Origin of the sequence: Micromonospora sp. NPDC004540 (genome assembly GCF_040610095.1) — a bacterium.
Classification (GTDB): Bacteria; Actinomycetota; Actinomycetes; order Mycobacteriales; family Micromonosporaceae; genus Micromonospora.
On the sequence record NZ_JBEXLR010000067.1, the window covers coordinates 1 to 15,238 of the forward strand.

At 74.0% G+C, this 15,238-nt stretch carries 18 protein-coding genes; 6 read left to right on the forward strand and 12 right to left on the reverse strand.

Annotated features, from left to right (window positions below; translation table 11 throughout):
* Positions 1-70: 70 nt before the first annotated feature.
* Together ABZV78_RS21185 and ABZV78_RS21190 are read right to left on the reverse strand one after the other, a co-directional pair.
* Entirely contained in the window at positions 71-922 is an 852-nt protein-coding gene (locus ABZV78_RS21185; RefSeq protein ID WP_355640978.1) for a hypothetical protein, read from the reverse strand.
* Positions 919-1,251 (reverse strand): PadR family transcriptional regulator, encoded by a 333-nt coding sequence (locus ABZV78_RS21190; RefSeq protein ID WP_254332588.1) that lies wholly within the window; start codon positions 1,249-1,251, stop codon positions 919-921. The genes ABZV78_RS21185 and ABZV78_RS21190 overlap by 4 nt, the downstream gene beginning before the upstream one ends.
* Positions 1,252-1,316: 65 nt before the next feature.
* Between ABZV78_RS21190 and ABZV78_RS21195 the strand changes: the two genes are divergently transcribed.
* Both ABZV78_RS21195 and ABZV78_RS21200 read left to right on the forward strand, forming a co-directional pair.
* Positions 1,317-1,946: a LysE family translocator gene (locus tag ABZV78_RS21195; RefSeq protein WP_355640980.1), complete on the forward strand. Its 630-nt coding sequence runs from the start codon at positions 1,317-1,319 to the stop codon at positions 1,944-1,946.
* Between the two features lie 92 nt (positions 1,947-2,038).
* Complete coding sequence (locus ABZV78_RS21200) at positions 2,039-2,707, forward strand: hypothetical protein (RefSeq protein WP_355640982.1); 669 nt, start codon at positions 2,039-2,041, stop codon at positions 2,705-2,707.
* A gap of 46 nt (positions 2,708-2,753) precedes the next feature.
* Here the strand turns inward: ABZV78_RS21200 and ABZV78_RS21205 are convergent, their stop codons facing one another.
* Positions 2,754-3,104, reverse strand: a complete 351-nt coding sequence (locus tag ABZV78_RS21205) for a VOC family protein (RefSeq protein ID WP_355640983.1) — start codon at positions 3,102-3,104, stop codon at positions 2,754-2,756.
* Positions 3,105-3,283: 179 nt separating this feature from the next.
* On the opposite strand from ABZV78_RS21205, the gene ABZV78_RS21210 reads away from it, so the two are divergent.
* Positions 3,284-3,601 (forward strand): helix-turn-helix transcriptional regulator, encoded by a 318-nt coding sequence (locus ABZV78_RS21210; protein ID WP_355640985.1) that lies wholly within the window; start codon positions 3,284-3,286, stop codon positions 3,599-3,601.
* A gap of 127 nt (positions 3,602-3,728) precedes the next feature.
* Here the strand turns inward: ABZV78_RS21210 and ABZV78_RS21215 are convergent, their stop codons facing one another.
* Entirely contained in the window at positions 3,729-4,658 is a 930-nt protein-coding gene (locus ABZV78_RS21215; protein WP_355641026.1) for a Ppx/GppA phosphatase family protein, read from the reverse strand.
* 52 nt (positions 4,659-4,710) lie between these two features.
* Entirely contained in the window at positions 4,711-5,697 is a 987-nt protein-coding gene (locus ABZV78_RS21220) for a winged helix-turn-helix domain-containing protein (RefSeq protein ID WP_355640987.1), read from the reverse strand.
* Positions 5,698-5,797: 100 nt separating this feature from the next.
* Here ABZV78_RS21220 and ABZV78_RS21225 point away from each other — a divergent pair, with 100 nt between their 5' ends.
* Positions 5,798-6,694 (forward strand): PHB depolymerase family esterase, encoded by an 897-nt coding sequence (locus ABZV78_RS21225; RefSeq protein WP_355640989.1) that lies wholly within the window; start codon positions 5,798-5,800, stop codon positions 6,692-6,694.
* A gap of 6 nt (positions 6,695-6,700) precedes the next feature.
* On the opposite strand, the gene ABZV78_RS21230 is transcribed toward ABZV78_RS21225, so the two are convergent.
* The 4 genes from ABZV78_RS21230 to eno form a co-directional block, all read right to left on the reverse strand.
* Positions 6,701-7,213, reverse strand: coding sequence for an amino-acid N-acetyltransferase (locus ABZV78_RS21230; RefSeq protein ID WP_355640991.1), 513 nt, complete (start codon positions 7,211-7,213; stop codon positions 6,701-6,703).
* Between the two features lies 1 nt (position 7,214).
* Positions 7,215-7,772: a DUF501 domain-containing protein gene (locus tag ABZV78_RS21235; protein ID WP_091114352.1), complete on the reverse strand. Its 558-nt coding sequence runs from the start codon at positions 7,770-7,772 to the stop codon at positions 7,215-7,217.
* Positions 7,773-7,970: 198 nt separating this feature from the next.
* Positions 7,971-8,606: a septum formation initiator family protein gene (locus ABZV78_RS21240; RefSeq protein ID WP_355640993.1), complete on the reverse strand. Its 636-nt coding sequence runs from the start codon at positions 8,604-8,606 to the stop codon at positions 7,971-7,973.
* A 29-nt stretch (positions 8,607-8,635) separates the two neighbouring features.
* Positions 8,636-9,919 (reverse strand): phosphopyruvate hydratase, encoded by a 1,284-nt coding sequence (gene eno / locus ABZV78_RS21245; protein ID WP_355640995.1) that lies wholly within the window; start codon positions 9,917-9,919, stop codon positions 8,636-8,638.
* 267 nt (positions 9,920-10,186) lie between these two features.
* Between eno and ABZV78_RS21250 the strand changes: the two genes are divergently transcribed.
* Both ABZV78_RS21250 and ABZV78_RS21255 read left to right on the forward strand, forming a co-directional pair.
* The gene (locus ABZV78_RS21250; protein ID WP_355640996.1) at positions 10,187-10,879 is read left to right on the forward strand and encodes a hypothetical protein; all 693 of its coding nucleotides are present in this window, start codon (positions 10,187-10,189) and stop codon (positions 10,877-10,879) included.
* Positions 10,876-11,715, forward strand: a complete 840-nt coding sequence (locus ABZV78_RS21255) for an NUDIX domain-containing protein (RefSeq protein WP_355640998.1) — start codon at positions 10,876-10,878, stop codon at positions 11,713-11,715. Before ABZV78_RS21250 ends, ABZV78_RS21255 begins: the two co-directional genes overlap by 4 nt.
* Before the next feature lie 3 nt (positions 11,716-11,718).
* Here ABZV78_RS21255 and ABZV78_RS21260 read toward each other — a convergent pair whose 3' ends face one another.
* The 3 genes from ABZV78_RS21260 to ABZV78_RS21270 all read right to left on the reverse strand — a co-directional run bounded on the left by ABZV78_RS21260 (position 11,719) and on the right by ABZV78_RS21270 (position 15,187).
* Positions 11,719-13,338 (reverse strand): DUF885 domain-containing protein, encoded by a 1,620-nt coding sequence (locus tag ABZV78_RS21260; RefSeq protein WP_355641000.1) that lies wholly within the window; start codon positions 13,336-13,338, stop codon positions 11,719-11,721.
* Between the two features lie 98 nt (positions 13,339-13,436).
* Positions 13,437-14,432 (reverse strand): nucleoside triphosphate pyrophosphohydrolase, encoded by a 996-nt coding sequence (locus ABZV78_RS21265; protein WP_355641002.1) that lies wholly within the window; start codon positions 14,430-14,432, stop codon positions 13,437-13,439.
* Positions 14,433-14,434: 2 nt separating this feature from the next.
* Positions 14,435-15,187: a hypothetical protein gene (locus tag ABZV78_RS21270; RefSeq protein WP_355641003.1), complete on the reverse strand. Its 753-nt coding sequence runs from the start codon at positions 15,185-15,187 to the stop codon at positions 14,435-14,437.
* Positions 15,188-15,238: the final 51 nt, after the last annotated feature.

Consider the following 15,238-nt stretch of genomic DNA (forward strand, 5'->3'; position numbering starts at 1 on the left):
GCTGCCAGCCACGTGTCGGGCTTCGCGCCTTCGATAACCAGACGTACGCCGGTGCCGCGGTGCCGGGCCCTCAGGGCCAGCACGATCGATCGGCGACGGGGCAGTACGGGTACGCGTTGCGCGGCGCGGGCATGTTGCCGCTCGCGTCCAGGCAGGTCGGCCAACCGAGCCGGATCGGCACGCCGTTCTGGTCGAAGAGCTGGGCGTTGCGGACCAGCCGTCCCTCCTGGTCGTAGACGAAGACGTCCTCGACCATGTCGTACCGGTCGCCGACCGAGACCTCCTGATAGCTGCCGAACTGGTCGGAGCTGGCGTGCTGGTCGACGTTGACCAGCATCGCGAAGGAGAAGATCAGGAACGCGGCGGTGCCCAGTCGCAGCATGCGCCGCGGCCAGCCCCGGAGGCCGGGTGAGCGCCGGCCCAGCCAGACCGAGGCGAGGACCGTGCCGGCGAGCAGGAACAGGCCGGCCAGCACGCTGCCGTCGAGCCGGGGGAGCAACCCGGACGGTTCCTGGAGCACGACGGAGATCACCAGCGCCGCGAGCCAGCCGCGCAGCAGCCACCAGGCCGGGCGCAGCGGGCGGAGGAACTCGCTCACCGAGGACTGCCCGAGCAGCGGGCCGAGCTGGGTGTCGAGGGCGCGCAACTGGGTGCCGGCGCGCGCCTGGGCGGCGGCCAGTCGCCGGCCCCGGCGCCCCGGGCCGGCTCCCGCCTCGGCCCCGGCGGCCGCCCGCAGCTCGGCCGCGTACGCCTCCGGCTCGCCGAGCCGGTCGACCAGCGTGCCGTCGGCCTCGGCGGCCACCTCGGCGAGGTGCTCCGGCAGGTCCTCGGTCAACTCGTCGCGAACCGTGGGCGGCAGGTCGGCCAGGGCGGCCCGCACCCGGTCGACGTAGTCCGCGATCTCCTGCCCAGTGACGGTCATGCCGCCATCCCCCGATCGTCGAGCAGTGCGTCCATGGTGGTGGCGAAGGAACGCCAGGTCTTGCCGGAGCGGGTGAGCTGGTCCCGGCCGGCGGCGTTGAGTGAGTAGTACTTGCGGTGCGGGCCGGACTCGCTCGGCACCACGTAGGTGGTCAGCAGGCCGGCGGCGAAGAGCCGGCGCAGGGTGCCGTAGACCGAGGCGTCGCCGACCTCCTCCAGGCCGGCCTCGCGCAGCCGGCGGAGGATGTCGTAACCGTAGCCGTCCTCGTCCTTGAGCACGGCGAGAACGGCCAGGTCGAGCACGCCCTTGAGGAGCTGCGTCGTATCCACGCTCCGCACACTAGTGCGGATTGCGTAGTACCGTCAAGAACATGGTAGCTGCGTAGGCTCGGGGCATGTCGTGGAGCAGCTACGCGTCCTTCCTGGCCTTCGCCACGGTGCTGATCCTCATCCCCGGGCCGGACTTCGCCGTGGTCACCCGGAACACGCTGGCCGCCGGCCGGCGCCGGGGCAGGTGGAGCGCGGTCGGCGTGACCGCCTCGAACGCGGTGCAGGGAGTGACCGCCGCCGCCGGGCTGGGCGCGCTCATCGTCCGCTCCCAGCCGCTGTTCGAGGCGATCCGCTGGGCCGGCGTGGCCTACCTGGCGTACCTCGGGGTGCAGGCCTGGCGCTCGGCCTGGCGCGGCGAATACCCGCCGCTGGCCGGCGACGCCGCCGCCGCACCCGGGCAGGCGCTGGCCGGGTTCCGGCAGGGCTTCCTGTCCAACGTCACCAATCCGAAGGTGCTGGCGTTCTACCTGGCCGTGCTGCCGCAGTTCGTCGGCGGCGCGGCGCCGATCGGGGTGCTGCTCGCCTTCGCGCTCAGTCACGCCGTGCTCGGCCTCGCGTACCTGCTGGTCCTGGTCGCGGCGCTGGACCGGGCCCGGGACCTGCTGTCCCGGCGGCGGGTCCGACGCTGGCTGGACGGGCTGACCGGGGTGGCGCTGCTCGGCTTCGGCGCCCGCCTCGCCACCGAACGCACCTGACCGCCGCCGGGGGTCGGCTTAATTTTCCCTTATGAGGCCTGCTCATCTTCGCGGACGATCGGTACGTTGCCCGGATGCGACACTTCGGAACCGTGCTCGCCGCCGCCATCGTCGGTCCGTTGGCCTGGATCCTCTTCGCCCTCGGGCAGGACCGGTCGGAGCGGGCGTTCGCCGCCGCACAAACCGGCGGTGCACTGGACAGCGGTGATTTCGTTCGACCCGCGCTGGTGCTGGCCGCCGCCGGGATCGTGCTCGGGCTCATCGCCACGCTCCGGTTCTCCCCACTGGGCGCGGCGCTGACCGGCCTGGCCTACTCGGCCAGCTACCTGGGCCTGCTCGTCAGCCCGGCCAGCGTGACGAAACTGTTCGACCACAAACTGACCTTGAGCGGCCACCAGGTCGACCTGGCGGCCCCCCTTCGAACCGGGACGACACTGCTGGTCGGCTCGCTGCTCCTCGTCGGGGTCGTGAGCATCCGCCGTTGGCAGCGGTGGCCGCAGCCCGCGGACGACGTCCCCGCGTCGCTGCAAGCGGACGAGATCCTCCCGCCCGCAACCCCACGGGACCGCCCACTGGGCGTGGACGGCCTCGGGCTCAGCACGCCGCACAGCACGCCCGAACCGGAGCTGGTTCGGGCCGGCGGTTCCACCGGGGCAGGCGATTCGACGTGGGCCGGTCGTTCGGACTGGGCCGGGCTGTCGGGCGGCTCCAGGGACGCGTCCGGGCGGCCGTCGGACTGGCCGCGCCAGCGTTCGAGGTGAACCGTCGACGGCTAACCGCCCCGACATGAAGATTTGACCGGCCGGGCTACTCGTGGTGCTGGGTCACGTTGATGACCGCGCCGTTCGGGTCGCGGACGAAGAACCGGCGCAGCCCCCACGGCTCGTCGGTCAACGGGTAGACGATCTCGGCCCCGGCGGCGACGCAGCGGGCATGCACGTCGTCGAGGTCGTCCACCTCGATCGACACCTCGGCGTGGATGCCCGCCTTGACGTCCAGCTTCGTCACGGAGAGCTGGACCTCACGGACCTCGCCGCCGAAGAACAGGATCCAGTCGAGCCCGTGACCGCCACCGAGCCCGATCAGATCCCGGTAGAAGCGACTGCTGGCCTCGAAGTCGTCGGAGAGGATGTTGGGCTTGACCCGCCTGACCGCCACCCACCGACCCTAAGCGCCCCGACCACCCCGACGCGAGCACCGCGTTGCCCCGGCTCTCCGCCCATCGCAGGTATACCGATTGCTATACTTCGGCGTATGGTGGCCGGCGAGTGGGACGTCTACCTCGTCAACGAGGTGCGGCAATGGATGGGGACACTCGACGCCAACGCCTTTGCCGGATGAGCGACTACACGCGGTGGCAGGACATCCGCGCTGAGCACGTCGCAGGTGCCGGCGGGGAAGAGGCTGTCGAGGCAGGCAAGCAGGAACTCCTCGCCGACGTCGTCGGCCATCGGCTGGCCGAGGTACGCCGCGCCCGAGGCCTGACCCAGCAGCAGGTGGCCGACCGGATGGGCGTCACGAAGGGGCGGGTCTCCCAGATCGAACAGGGCAAGATCTCCGGCCAGGAGGTGGTGGCCCGCTTTGCCGCCGCCCTGGGCGGCCGGCTCCACCAGGCCATCTACTTCGACGACGGAGACATCGCCGCCATCGCCTGAGCCACCAGGCCCGCGCCCTGGCCTCGGAACTGCGCCATCCGCTCCCGGCCGACGCGGATCATGACGTCGATCTGCCGCCGCCCCAACTCGTCCATGAGCAGCTCGACGTCGACGACGCCGTGCCGCCTCAGGCCAGCGACCAGGCGATGCCGTCGAGGATGTCGTGTTCGGAGGCGACCACCGAGGGCATCCCGGCCCGCTCCATGATGACCCGGAGCACCAGCGCGCCCGCGCCGATCACGTCGGCCCGCCCGGGGTGCATCACCGGGATGGCCAGCCGCTGCTCGCGGGTCTTCCCCAGCAGGTCGGCGGTGACCTCGGCGACCTGGTCGTACGACACCCGGGCGTGGTGGATGCGCGCGGGGTCGTACTCCTGGAGGCCCTGGGCGATGGCGACCACGGTGGTGACCGATCCGGCGAGCCCGACCAGGGTGGCTGCCTCCCGCCCCGGGACCGCCGTCAGCGCCCGGTCCACCGCGACCGCGATGTCGGCCTGCGCGGCGGCGATCTCGTCCAGGCCGGGCGGGTCGCCGTGCAGGTGGCGCTCGGTCATCCGGACGCAGCCGATGTCCATCGAGATGGCCGCCTGGACCCCGCCCTCGCGGGTGCCGACCACGAACTCGGTCGAGCCGCCGCCGATGTCGACCACCAGGTACGGCGGTTCGGCGTCGGCGGGCAGGCCGCGGACCGCGCCGGTGAAGGAGAGCCGGGCCTCCTCGTCGCCGGTGACCACCTCGGGCGCCACGCCGAGGGTCTGCTCGACCATGGTCCGGAAGTCGGCGGCATTCGACGCGTCGCGGGAGGCGGAGGTGGCACACATCCGGACCCGCTCGGCGCCCAGCTTCTCGATCTCCGCCGCGTAGTCGGCGAGCGCGACGCGGGTCCGCTCGATCGCCTCGGGCGCGAGCCGGCCGGTCTTGTCGACGCCCTGGCCCAGCCGGACGATCTCCATCCGGCGGCTCAGGTCCACCAGCGGGGCCTGCGGCCCGGCGGAGGGGTCGGGCAGGTCGGCGACCAGTAGTCGGATCGAGTTGGTCCCGCAGTCGATGGCGGCCACGCGCGTCGTCACGGCTGCCACCCTACGGCAGCCGGGCCGGCCGTCGAGCGGATCAGTCGTCAGCCGCGGGGCGGCCGAGCAGGTGGGCGCCGAGCGGGGTCAGGCGGTGGCGGACCGCGGCGCCGTCGCGCTCGGTGGTGAGCAGACCGGCGGCGCGCAGCGCGGTGGCGTGCTCGGAGGCCGTGGAGAGGCTGACCCCGACGCCCCGGGCGAGCGCCGTGGTGGTGTGCGGGCCGGGCGCGGCGAGGCGACGCAGCACCGCGGCCCGGGTGGCGCCCAGCACCCCGGCGAGCGGGTCGGCCGCCGGGGCGGTGGCCCGCGCCGGCATGGCGGCGGGGTACACGAGCAGGACCGGCCGGCCCGGTTCGACCAGGACCCGGGGCAGCGGGCCGGCCACCGGCGACGGGAGCAGCACCAGCCCCTCGCCGGTGCCGGTCACCTCCCCGCTCCACCAGGTGCGCACCTCCAGCACGGGTGGCCGCCACCGGATCGCCGGGTGCAGCCCGTCGAAGAGGCCGGCCAGCCCGCGCCGGGCCAGCCGGTGCGCGGCGTCGGCCAACTGCCGCTGGTGGACGGTGGTCAGGGTGGACCACTGCGGGGCCAGCACCGCCTCGAACCAGGTGTCGAGCGCCCGGCCGAACAGGTCCAGCACCGCCGGGTCGGCGGCGGCGAAACCGCGCCGCAGCGGCGTCGCGGCGACCTGGGCGTAGGCGGCGGCGACCTCCTCCCGGACCCGCCGGGCGGGGGTGGACCGGATCGCCGCGAGGCCGGCGGCCACCGAGTCCAGACCGTCGAACGGGGTGAGGAAGTCCGGCAGCCGGCCGCGGGCCGGCAGCAGGTGCCGCAGCGACGTGGCGGCGGCACGCACCCCGCGTACGGAGGTCGCCGCGCCGGCCGCCGCCACGAGGTCCGGCGCCATGGCGGCGGTGGCCGGATCGTGCAGCGCCTGGCAGGCCAGCATGGCCGTGCCGACGGGGTGCAGCCGGTCGACGAACCGTACCCGGCACAGGTCCGCCGGTCCGAGGTGCAGCCGCAGCATGGAAGAAAGCCTGCCCGGCTTCGGCGAGGACCGAAAGGGTTGACCGGCCCGGGTCCCGGAACCGACGGTGGAGCCGGTCGACCCACGGGGAGGGCGGGACGTGCGGCGGACGATCGCGGTGCTGGCGGGACTGGTTCTGGCGTTGACCGGCGGGGCGTGCGGCGGGACGGGCCAGCCGGCCGCCCCGCCGACGCCCACCGAGCGACCGGCCACCGAGCGGCCGGCCGCCGGGGACCACGAGCTGACCCTGCGCCACGGCGACGTGGAGCGGCGCTACCTGCTGCACGCCCCGCCCGGCTACGACCCGGCGCGCCCCACTGCGCTGGTCATCGCGCTGCACTTCTTCCCCGGCAGCGGGGCCGGGATGCGGGATCTGACCGGCCTCGACGCCCGCGCGGACCGGGAGAACTTCCTGGTCGCCTACCCGGACGGGCGGCACGGCGGCTTCAACGCGCTGATCTGCTGCGGAGACGCGGACGACGTCGGCTTCCTCAGCGCGCTCACCGCCCACCTGGTCGACACCTGGCGGGCCGACCCGGACCGGGTCTACCTGACCGGCATCTCCAACGGCGGTGACCTGAGCTTCCGCCTCGCGGTCGAGGCCACCGGCCTGTTCGCGGCGATCGGCGTGGTCAGCGGCGGTTACAGCGGCCCGCTGACCGAGCCGGACAGCTACGTGCCGAAGCGGCCGGTCTCGGTGATCACCTTCGTCGGCGGCCAGGACCGGTACGCCGGCATCTTCCACGACGGGCTGCGCACCTGGCAGCGACGGCTCGGCTGCCGGCCGGTGGCCGGGAAGAAATCGGCGGTCCCGGCCGGCCTGAGCCGCACCGAGGCGCGCTGCGCCGACGGCAGCGACGTGACCGTGTGGAGCCTCCCCGAGATGGGTCACTCCTGGCCGGGCGCCACGTCGGGAGAGCTCGCCGCCCCGGACGCCGGTGTCACGGCCACCGACCTGATCCTGGAGTTCTTCGCGGCCCACCCGCGCCGCACGTGAGGCGGGTCAGAGGCGCAACAGCATCCGACTGTTGCCGAGGGTGTTCGGCTTGACCCGCTCCAGGTCGAGGAACTCCGCGACGCCCTCGTCGTAGGAACGGAGCAGTTGCTCGTAGACCGGCTGCGGCACGGGGGCGCCGTCGATCTCGCGGAAGCCGAACGAGCCGAAGAACCCGGTCTCGAAGGTGAGCACGAAGATCCGGGCGATGCCCAGCTCGCGGGCGGCGTCGATCAGCTCGCCGACGATCCGGTGCCCGAGCTTGTGCCCCCGGCAGGACGGGTCGACCGCCACCGTGCGGATCTCGGCGAGGTCCTCCCACATCACGTGCAGCGCGCCGCAGCCGACCACCGTGCCGTCGGGCGTCACCGCCACCCGGAACTCCTGCACGTCCTCGTAGAGGGTGACGGTGGCCTTGCTGAGCAGCCGCCGGTCGTCGGTGTAGGTGTCCACCAGCCGCCGGATGCCGCGCACGTCGGCGGTGCGGGCGCGGCGGACCACGATCTCGTCGGTGGCGGTCATCTCACTCCGCCGCGGGCACGTCCACGCAGGGGCCAGCGGCCCACCACTTCTCCACCAGGGCGAGGGTCTCGTCGCCGAACGGGTTGACCCCCGGCCCGGCGGCGAGCGCGTGCCCGAGATGCACGTGCAGGCACTTCACCCGCCCCGGCATGCCGCCGGCCGAGATGCCGGCGATCTCGGGCACCTGGCCGATGGCCTCCCGGCGGGCCAGGTAGTCCTCGTGCGCGGCCCGGTAACGGGCGGCCAGCTCCGGGTCCTCGGCGAGCCGTTCGGCCATCTCCTTCATGAGCCCGGCGGACTCCAGCCGGCTGCACGCCGCGGTGGCCCGCGGGCAGGTCAGGTAGAACAGCGTCGGGAAGGGCGTGCCGTCGGCCAGCCGGGGCGTCGTCTCCACCACGTCGGGCAGGCCGCACGGGCACCGGTGGGCCACCGCCCGGGTGCCGCGGGGCGGGCGTCCGAGCTGCGCGGCCACCGCGGCCAGGTCGGCCTCGGTGGCCGGCTGGCGCTCCGGCGGGGGTACGGAATCCGCCGCCGGATCCTGCGGTGGTACGACGCTCACAGATTCGCCTTTGTTCGCGACTGCGGGGCTCGCAGACCCGGCTCGCTCCTCGCGCTCACGGATTCGCCTTCGTTCGCGACTGCGGGGCTCGCAGACCCGGCTCGCTCCTCGCGCTCACAGATTCGCCTTCGTTCGCGACTGCGGGGCTCGCAGACCCGGCTCGCTCCTCGCGCTCACGGTGCCTCTCTCGCTCGTCGATCACTTGTCGGGGCGCTCGGCGTTGGCCGCCTGCACGCTCGACCACAGGGTGTCGTACCACGGGTCGGGCGGCTTCGGCGGCCCCGGCTTCGCGCCCTTGCCGGCGTCCTTGGCGGCCCCCTCCGGGTCGGAGAGCACCACCAGCAGCGACTCGCCCGGCCGGCCCATGAAGAACCGCTCCCGGGCCTGGGTCTCGATGTAGGCCGGGTCCTGCCACTTCTCCGCCTCGGCGGAGAGCTCGTCGATCACCTTGCGCTGCTGCTCCTGCGAGGCCTCCATCCGCTCGATGTCGGCCTGCTGGTCCAGGTAGACCCGGACCGGATAGGTGTACGCCAGGGCCAGCGCGATCAGCACCGCGAAGAGCACGGTGGCCCGTCCGGTGAAGCGCCGGGGTTGGGGTGCGGTGAGCCGCTTGACCGCGCCACCGGCCGCGGTACGCCGGGCCGCCGCGGGGCGGCTCGCGGAGCGTACCCCCTCGGTGGCGCGGGTGGCGCTGGGCGACCGGCCCGCGGCACGCGGTTCGGCGCGGACGCCGGTGTCGCGGACCGACGAGCGGACCCGGGCCCCGCCCGGCCGGCCGGCCTGACCCGGCCGTCGGGCGGGCCGCTGGCCACCCGGTGTGCGGCGCTGCTGCATCGTCACACCCCTCCCCCGGAGCTCTCGGCTCAGGCCGAACGGTAACGCGGGAACGCGCCGGCGCCGGCGTACCGCGCCGCGTCGGCCAGCTCCTCCTCGATCCGCAGGAGCTGGTTGTACTTCGCCACCCGGTCGGAGCGGGCCGGCGCGCCGGTCTTGATCTGGCCGCAGCCGGTGGCGACCGCCAGGTCGGCGATGGTGGTGTCCTCGGTCTCGCCGGAGCGGTGGCTCATCATGCACTTGAAGCCGGCCCGGTGGGCCAGGTCCACGGCGTCCAGGGTCTCGGTGAGCGAGCCGATCTGGTTGACCTTCACCAGCACCGCGTTGGCGGCCTTCTCGGTGATGCCCCGCGCGATGCGCTGCGGGTTGGTCACGAACAGGTCGTCGCCGACGATCTGGATCCGGTCACCGAGGGCCGCCGTGAGGGTGGCCCATCCGCTCCAGTCGTCCTCCGACAGCGGGTCCTCGATGGAGACGATCGGGTAGTCGCCGACGAGCTTGGTGTAGTAGTTGCTCATCTCCTCGGCGCTCTTCGCGCTGCCCTCGAAGGTGTAGCTGCCGTTGTCGAAGAACTCGGTGGCGGCCACGTCCAGGGCGAAGACGATGTCGGTGCCGAGCCGGTAGCCGGCCTTCTCGACGGCCTCGGCGATCAGGTCGAGCGCGGCGGCGTTGGTCGGCAGGTTCGGGGCGAAGCCGCCCTCGTCGCCGAGGCCGGTCGACAGGTCCTTCTTCTTCAGCACCGACTTGAGCGCGTGGTAGACCTCGGCGCCGGAGCGGAGCGCGTCGCGGAAGGTGGGCGCGCCGATCGGCGCGATCATGAACTCCTGGATGTCGACGTTCGAGTCGGCGTGCGCGCCACCGTTGAGGATGTTCATCATCGGCACCGGGAGCAGGTGCGCGTTCGGGCCGCCCAGGTAGCGGAAGAGGCTCAGCTCGGCGCTGCCCGCGGCGGCCTTCGCCACGGCCAGCGAGACGCCCAGGATGGCGTTGGCGCCCAGCTCGGCCTTGTTGTCCGTGCCGTCGATGTCGATCATCTTCTGGTCGATCAGCCGCTGCTCGCTGGCCTCGTACCCGACGAGCTGGTCGACGATCTTGTCTTCGATGTTGGCGACGGCGTTCTCGACACCCTTGCCCAGGTAGCGGTCCTTGTCACCGTCGCGCAGCTCGATCGCCTCGAAGGCGCCGGTGGAGGCGCCGGACGGCACCGCGGCGCGGGCGATCGTGCCGTCGTCGAGCCCGACCTCGACCTCGACCGTCGGGTTGCCCCGCGAGTCCAGGATCTCCCGGGCGACGATTCCCTCGATGGTTGCCACTGAGTCGCTCCTCGTTTGTGTGTTCCGGTCCGGTATGGGCCGCGACGGTGCGGCTGAGGCAGGTGTTGAACGCAGCGTATCGGTCCCCGCCCTCGCGTATGCCGTTCGGGGCCGCACCCCGGTGACTGAACGCGAGGAACGGTGCCCCACGCGGAGCCGGCGCGAATCCCGACCACCACGGCGGGTGACACGGACATTCCCGGATTCTCTGGCCTCAACCGACAACGGGTTTGCGAGAGCTTGCGTCGATCGACAAGGCTGGGCACCATGCCCGCCGCCTCGACGACTCTCCGCGTGCTCGCCGCCTCGGCCATCGTGTCGCTCTCCGTCACCGGCTGCCAGGCCCTCGACGACACCGGGGTCGCCCTCGGGCGGGCCGACCTGGTCAACGACCTCGCCGCCCGGATGGACCGCGCGCTGGAGCAGACCTGGGCCGCCGAATACCAGCTCAGCGGCGGGCGGACCGCCTCGATCGCGCAGACCGAGGAGCCGCTGCGCTCCTCGTATACCTGGCCGGACGGCAAGATCACGGTGACCCAGGAGGCGGTGACCCGGTGCGCGAACGCCGCCGGACGCACCTCCTGCACGGTGTCGCCGCCGCTGCTGACCGCCGGCAAGCCGTCCGTGATCGTCTACGACGAGGCGCGCAAGCACGGGCTGGTCACGCCGCCGGCGGTGATCCGGCTGCTCACCGCGGCGGCGCTCGACCCCGAGGCGACCATCGAGCAGAGCGACACGACGCTGGCGGGGCACCACGCCACCTGCGTCGACGTCACCGGGGCCGGCGACCGCTTCAACGCCTGCGTGACCACCGAGGGGGTGCTGGGCAGCTTCACCGGCACCCTGGACGGCAAGCCGGCCGAGGTCACCCTGAGCCGCTACACCGACACGGTCGAGTCGGCCGCCTTCGAGGTGCCGGCCGGGGCGGGCGTGGTCGACCGCCGCCCGACCACGTCGTGACGCGCGCGGCTGCCGGCTTCCTACCCGCCGCCGAGCACGGCCGGCCGCCGAACCCGGACGACCTGGCCCTGGCGGTGGCCGGGCGCAGGCTGCTGACCGGCGCCGACGGGCGGCTGCTCCGGATCGGCGAGCTGCCCGCCGGCCTCGGCTGGGTGCCGGTCGGCACGCTGGACGGGGTGCCGGCCTGGGCGGCCGAGGCCGCCGACCCCGAGGCGCTGCCGGGCCGCTGGCGCGGCTGGCGGGGCCTCGCCGCCGAGCTGCCCGGACCGCGGGCCGACCTGGCCGGGCGGGCGCTCGCCGTGATCACCTGGCGGCGTACCCACCGCTGGTGCGGGGCGTGCCGGACCGAGCTGGCGGACGTGCCGGGCGAGACCGCGCGGCGCTGCCCGGCCTGCGAGCTGACCGTGTTCCTGCCGCTGTCCGTCGCGGTGCTGGTGGCGATCACCCGCCCCGGCCGGGCCGGCGGTCCCGACGAGCTGCTGCTGGTCCGGCACGCGTACGGGCCGACCGAGCTGTGGGCGCTGGTCGCCGGCTTCGTCGAGGCGGGCGAGTCGCTGGAGGCGGCCGCCCATCGGGAGGTCGCCGAGGAGGTCGGGCTGGCCATCGGGCGTCCCACCTACGTGGACAGCCAGCCCTGGGCGATGTCCGGGCCGGGCACCCTGCTCGCCGGCTTCACCGCCACGGTGACCGACCCGTCCGCCGAGCCGGTGGTCGACTCCAGGGAGCTGACCGAGGCGAGCTGGTTCCCGGTCGACGCGCTGCCGGCGGAGCTGCCCCCGACGTACTCCCTGTCGCGCTGGCTGGTCGACGCGGTCGCCGCGCGCGAGCCGCGCTGAGGGTCAGATCCCCAACAGGGTCCGCAGGTGGCGGGGCGGCGGGCAGTCGTGCGCCAGCATGGCGTCGTGCCAGTCGCGCGGCGACACCCCGGCCGGCCGGGCGCGGGCGATGTCGGCCATCTCGCTGTAGCCGACGAAGTAGGTGGAGAGCTGGGTGGAGGTGAGCAGCGCCCGCCGCCACTTGCCGGCCGCCTCGCCCTCCTCCTGGAAGCCGCGCCCGGTCATCAACGCCATGGCCTCGGACTCGGGCAGGTCCTCGCAGTGCACGAGCTGGTCGAGCAGCGCGTTGATGGTCATCCGGAGCTGCATCTTGAGCTGCTGGAGCCGCACCGGCAGCCCGCCGAAGCCGAGCCCGGCCATCAGCTCCTCGGTGTAGACCGCCCAGCCCTCGATGAACACCCCGGACTCGGTGAGCGCGCGGACCCGGGTCGGGCCGGCGTAGCGGCGGGCGTGGGCGAGCTGGAGGAAGTGGCCCGGCATCGCCTCGTGCACGGTCAGGTTGCGGATCATGTGGTCGTTGTATTCGCGGTAGAACGACTCGACCCGCTGCGCCGGCCAGTCCGCCGGGGTGGGCGCGATGCAGTAGAAGGTCGGCACGTCGGCCGTCTCCAGCGGGCCGGGCGAGTCGCAGTAGGCCACCGCCACACCCCGGGCGAACTCCGGCATCTCCTGGATCACGCACGGGTCGCCGACCAGGCTGATCAGGTCGTGGGCCCGGACGAAGTCGCTCGCCTCGTCGAGCGTGACCGAGGCCAGGTCGACGATGGTGGCGTCGTCCGGGTGCTCGGCGGCGAGCAGGTCCAGCGCCCGGCGTACCGTCTCGTCGTCGGCCGGACCGCCGACCAGCTCGACGGCCGCCGCGCGGATCTCGGCGGTGACCCGGTCGAGGTTGGCCCAGGCGCGGCGCTGGATCTCGGCGGCGCTCAGCTCGGTGTCGAGGGTGTGCCAGAGCCGCGCCTCCCAGCGGCGCCGGCCCAGCCGGGGGTCGCGCCCCGGGCCGGCGTCGGCGGCGAGGCCGATGCGCAGCCAGGCCACGAACTCCTCCAGCGCGGCGATCGCCGCGGTGGCGGCCGGCTCGACCCGGTCGTGCAGCGCGGGCGCCTCGGCGAGCAGGGCGGGCACCTCGTCGCGGATCAGCGCCGCCGTGCCGGTGAACTGCCCGACCGCCGTCTCGGCGTGGATCCGCGGCATGTCGCGCAGCGTCGCCCGCGCGGTCGCCAGGGCGTCGGGTACGGCCGCCAGCCGCCCGGCCAGGTGGGTCAGCCGCTCCTCGACCGGCGCGTACGGCCGGGCCATGAGGGCGTGCAGCAGCGGGCCCGGGTTGTGCCGCAGCGGGTCCCACTCGTGGCCGCGGATCTCGGTGGCCTCGAAAAGCCCGCGGTCGACCAGGCTGCTGAGCAGCGCGTGGTCGACCCGTTCCTCGACGTCGAGCGCGTCGGGGTCGATCTCGGAGAGCGCGTCGGCCGCGTCCTTCAGCATCGCCTGGTCGGCGGCGAGGGCGTCGGCGGAGAGGTCGGGCAGCCGGTCGTCGTAGCGATGGTCCCCGGCCGAGGTGGCCAGCCCGGGCCGGCTCTCCAGCAACGCCTCCACGATCCGCTCGGCGAGCGGCACGAACGACTCCATGCCGGAAACCCTACCGATCTCCCCGCGCCCCGGCCGACCTTCCGTTGATCATGAGGTTGGCCGCGCCGAAACGGGCGTTCCACGCCGCCAACCTCTGATCAACGCTCCGGGGCGTCGGGGCGGGCGGCGCGTTCGGCGGACCGGACCGCCTCCGCGTAGGCCAGGGTGGCGCGGCGGAGGGCGGCCTCGGGGTCGATGCCGGCCTGCCTCGCGGCGGCAACCGTGGACAGCAGGCCGGCGCCGAGGCGCGCCTCGGGATCGACCTGGGACTCCGCCAGCGGCGGCGGAACAGCCAGGCCGATGCGGCCGGCGCGATCCAGGATCTTCGCGGCCAGGGCGAGCGCGGGCTGGCTCAAGGCGATGCCGTCCAGCACCGACTCGCGGGTCTTCTCGGCCCGCTTGATCCGCTCCCAGTTGGCCTCGATCTCCTCGATCGAGCCGGCCTGCTCACCGGAGAAGACGTGCGGGTTGCGGCGGACCATCTTGTCGACCAGGCCGCCGGCCACGTCGTCGACCGTCCAGCGCTTCCCCTCGGGCAGGTCCTCGGCCAGCCGGGCGTGCAGCAGCACCTGGAGCAGCACGTCGCCCAGCTCCTCGCGGAGCGCGTCGGTGTCGTCGGCGCTGATCGCGTCGTAGGCCTCGTAGCACTCCTCGAGCAGGAAGCCGGCCAGGCTGCGGTGGGTCTGCGCCCGTTTCCACGGGTCACCGCCCGGCGAGGCGAGCCGGTCCATCACCTCGACCGCGTCGAGCAGCCGGGCCCCCGGCGGGTCCCAGGAGCCGTACATCAGCTCCAGCTCGGCGAGGCCGGGCTGGCGGGCCAGCCGCAGCCCCAGCTCCCGGGCGAGCGCCTCGTCGCCGGCCGGGCCGGCCAGCCACACCGCGCTGCCGTGCGCGGCCGCCGCGTCGAGCAACGCCTGCGTGGCGCCCTCGGTCACCACCGTGACCTCGGCGCCCGTCGACCGGACCGCCGTCGCCAGCTCGCTCTCCGCACCGGCCAGCACCGGCGCGGAGCGGACGGCGTCCCAGGCGGGCGCGGTCAGCAGGCCGGCGGGCAGCCGGGGCGAGGTGACCAGCAGGACGATGCGCGCGGTCATGCTCAGGGCGCCACCGACGCGCTCGGCTCGGCCGGCCCCGGCTCGGTCGGCTCCGGCTCCGGGGTGGAGATCTCGGTGACCGCGGAGCCGGCCTCGCCCAGCGGCACGGAGACCGCCGCCGCGTCGCCCTTGAAGCTGAGCAGCGGGAAGAGCAGCGGGCGGTAGCGCGGGTTCACCGTGACGTCGTAGCCGCCGATCGCGTCGGCGAGCACCTTGCGGGTGGCCAGCGCGGACCGGAGCTGGCTGCCGTCGAGCTGACTCGCGGCGTCCTCGTCGGTGACATCGGGCGGGATGGCGCCGGCGGAGCGGCCCGCCGCGATCACCGCGGCAAGGTCCTCCTGGCTCGGGGCGGCCTGCTCCCCGGCCGGCACCCCGGACATGCAGGTGTAGAACTCGGCCACCCGCTGCGGGTAGACGGCGTCGGCCGGCAGGCCCGTCTGCTGGGCGACCTGCGCCGGGCTGACCTGGCCCTGCGGCTGGTAGCCCTTGTCGGCGGAAAGGTCCCGGCACACGTCCAGCAGCACCAGGGTGGCCACCACCTGGTCCCGGCCCGGCAGCAGCGCGGGAGCCTGCTCCGCGGTGGCCGGCGAGGCGGAGAGGCCGTCCCGCATCTCGTCGAGGATCGAGGTGACCTGGTCCTCGGTGACCCGGTGGTCACCGATGTAGGCGGCGACCCCGGGCTCGGTACGGCAACCGGTGAGGGCGACGAGGCCGACCGCCACGCTGGCGACGGCGACAAGACGGCGAGCACGCATGCCGGTCACTCTCTCACGGCCGGTGCCCGGCTGTGACGCCGCCCACCTCAC

Bases quoted from the DNA above. Each gene is read 5' to 3' on its own strand.
- ABZV78_RS21210 (WP_355640985.1), top strand. From the start codon at position 3,284: ATGAGCGACTACACGCGGTGGCAGGACATCCGCGCTGAGCACGTCGCA.
- ABZV78_RS21265 (WP_355641002.1), bottom strand. From the start codon at position 14,432: ATGACCGCGCGCATCGTCCTGCTGGTCACCTCGCCCCGGCTGCCCGCC.
- ABZV78_RS21270 (WP_355641003.1), bottom strand. From the start codon at position 15,187: ATGCGTGCTCGCCGTCTTGTCGCCGTCGCCAGCGTGGCGGTCGGCCTC.
- ABZV78_RS21195 (WP_355640980.1), top strand. From the start codon at position 1,317: ATGTCGTGGAGCAGCTACGCGTCCTTCCTGGCCTTCGCCACGGTGCTG.
- ABZV78_RS21230 (WP_355640991.1), bottom strand. From the start codon at position 7,213: ATGACCGCCACCGACGAGATCGTGGTCCGCCGCGCCCGCACCGCCGAC.
- ABZV78_RS21220 (WP_355640987.1), bottom strand. From the start codon at position 5,697: ATGCTGCGGCTGCACCTCGGACCGGCGGACCTGTGCCGGGTACGGTTC.
- ABZV78_RS21260 (WP_355641000.1), bottom strand. From the start codon at position 13,338: ATGGAGTCGTTCGTGCCGCTCGCCGAGCGGATCGTGGAGGCGTTGCTG.
- ABZV78_RS21250 (WP_355640996.1), top strand. From the start codon at position 10,187: ATGCCCGCCGCCTCGACGACTCTCCGCGTGCTCGCCGCCTCGGCCATC.
- ABZV78_RS21185 (WP_355640978.1), bottom strand. From the start codon at position 922: ATGACCGTCACTGGGCAGGAGATCGCGGACTACGTCGACCGGGTGCGG.
- ABZV78_RS21240 (WP_355640993.1), bottom strand. From the start codon at position 8,606: ATGCAGCAGCGCCGCACACCGGGTGGCCAGCGGCCCGCCCGACGGCCG.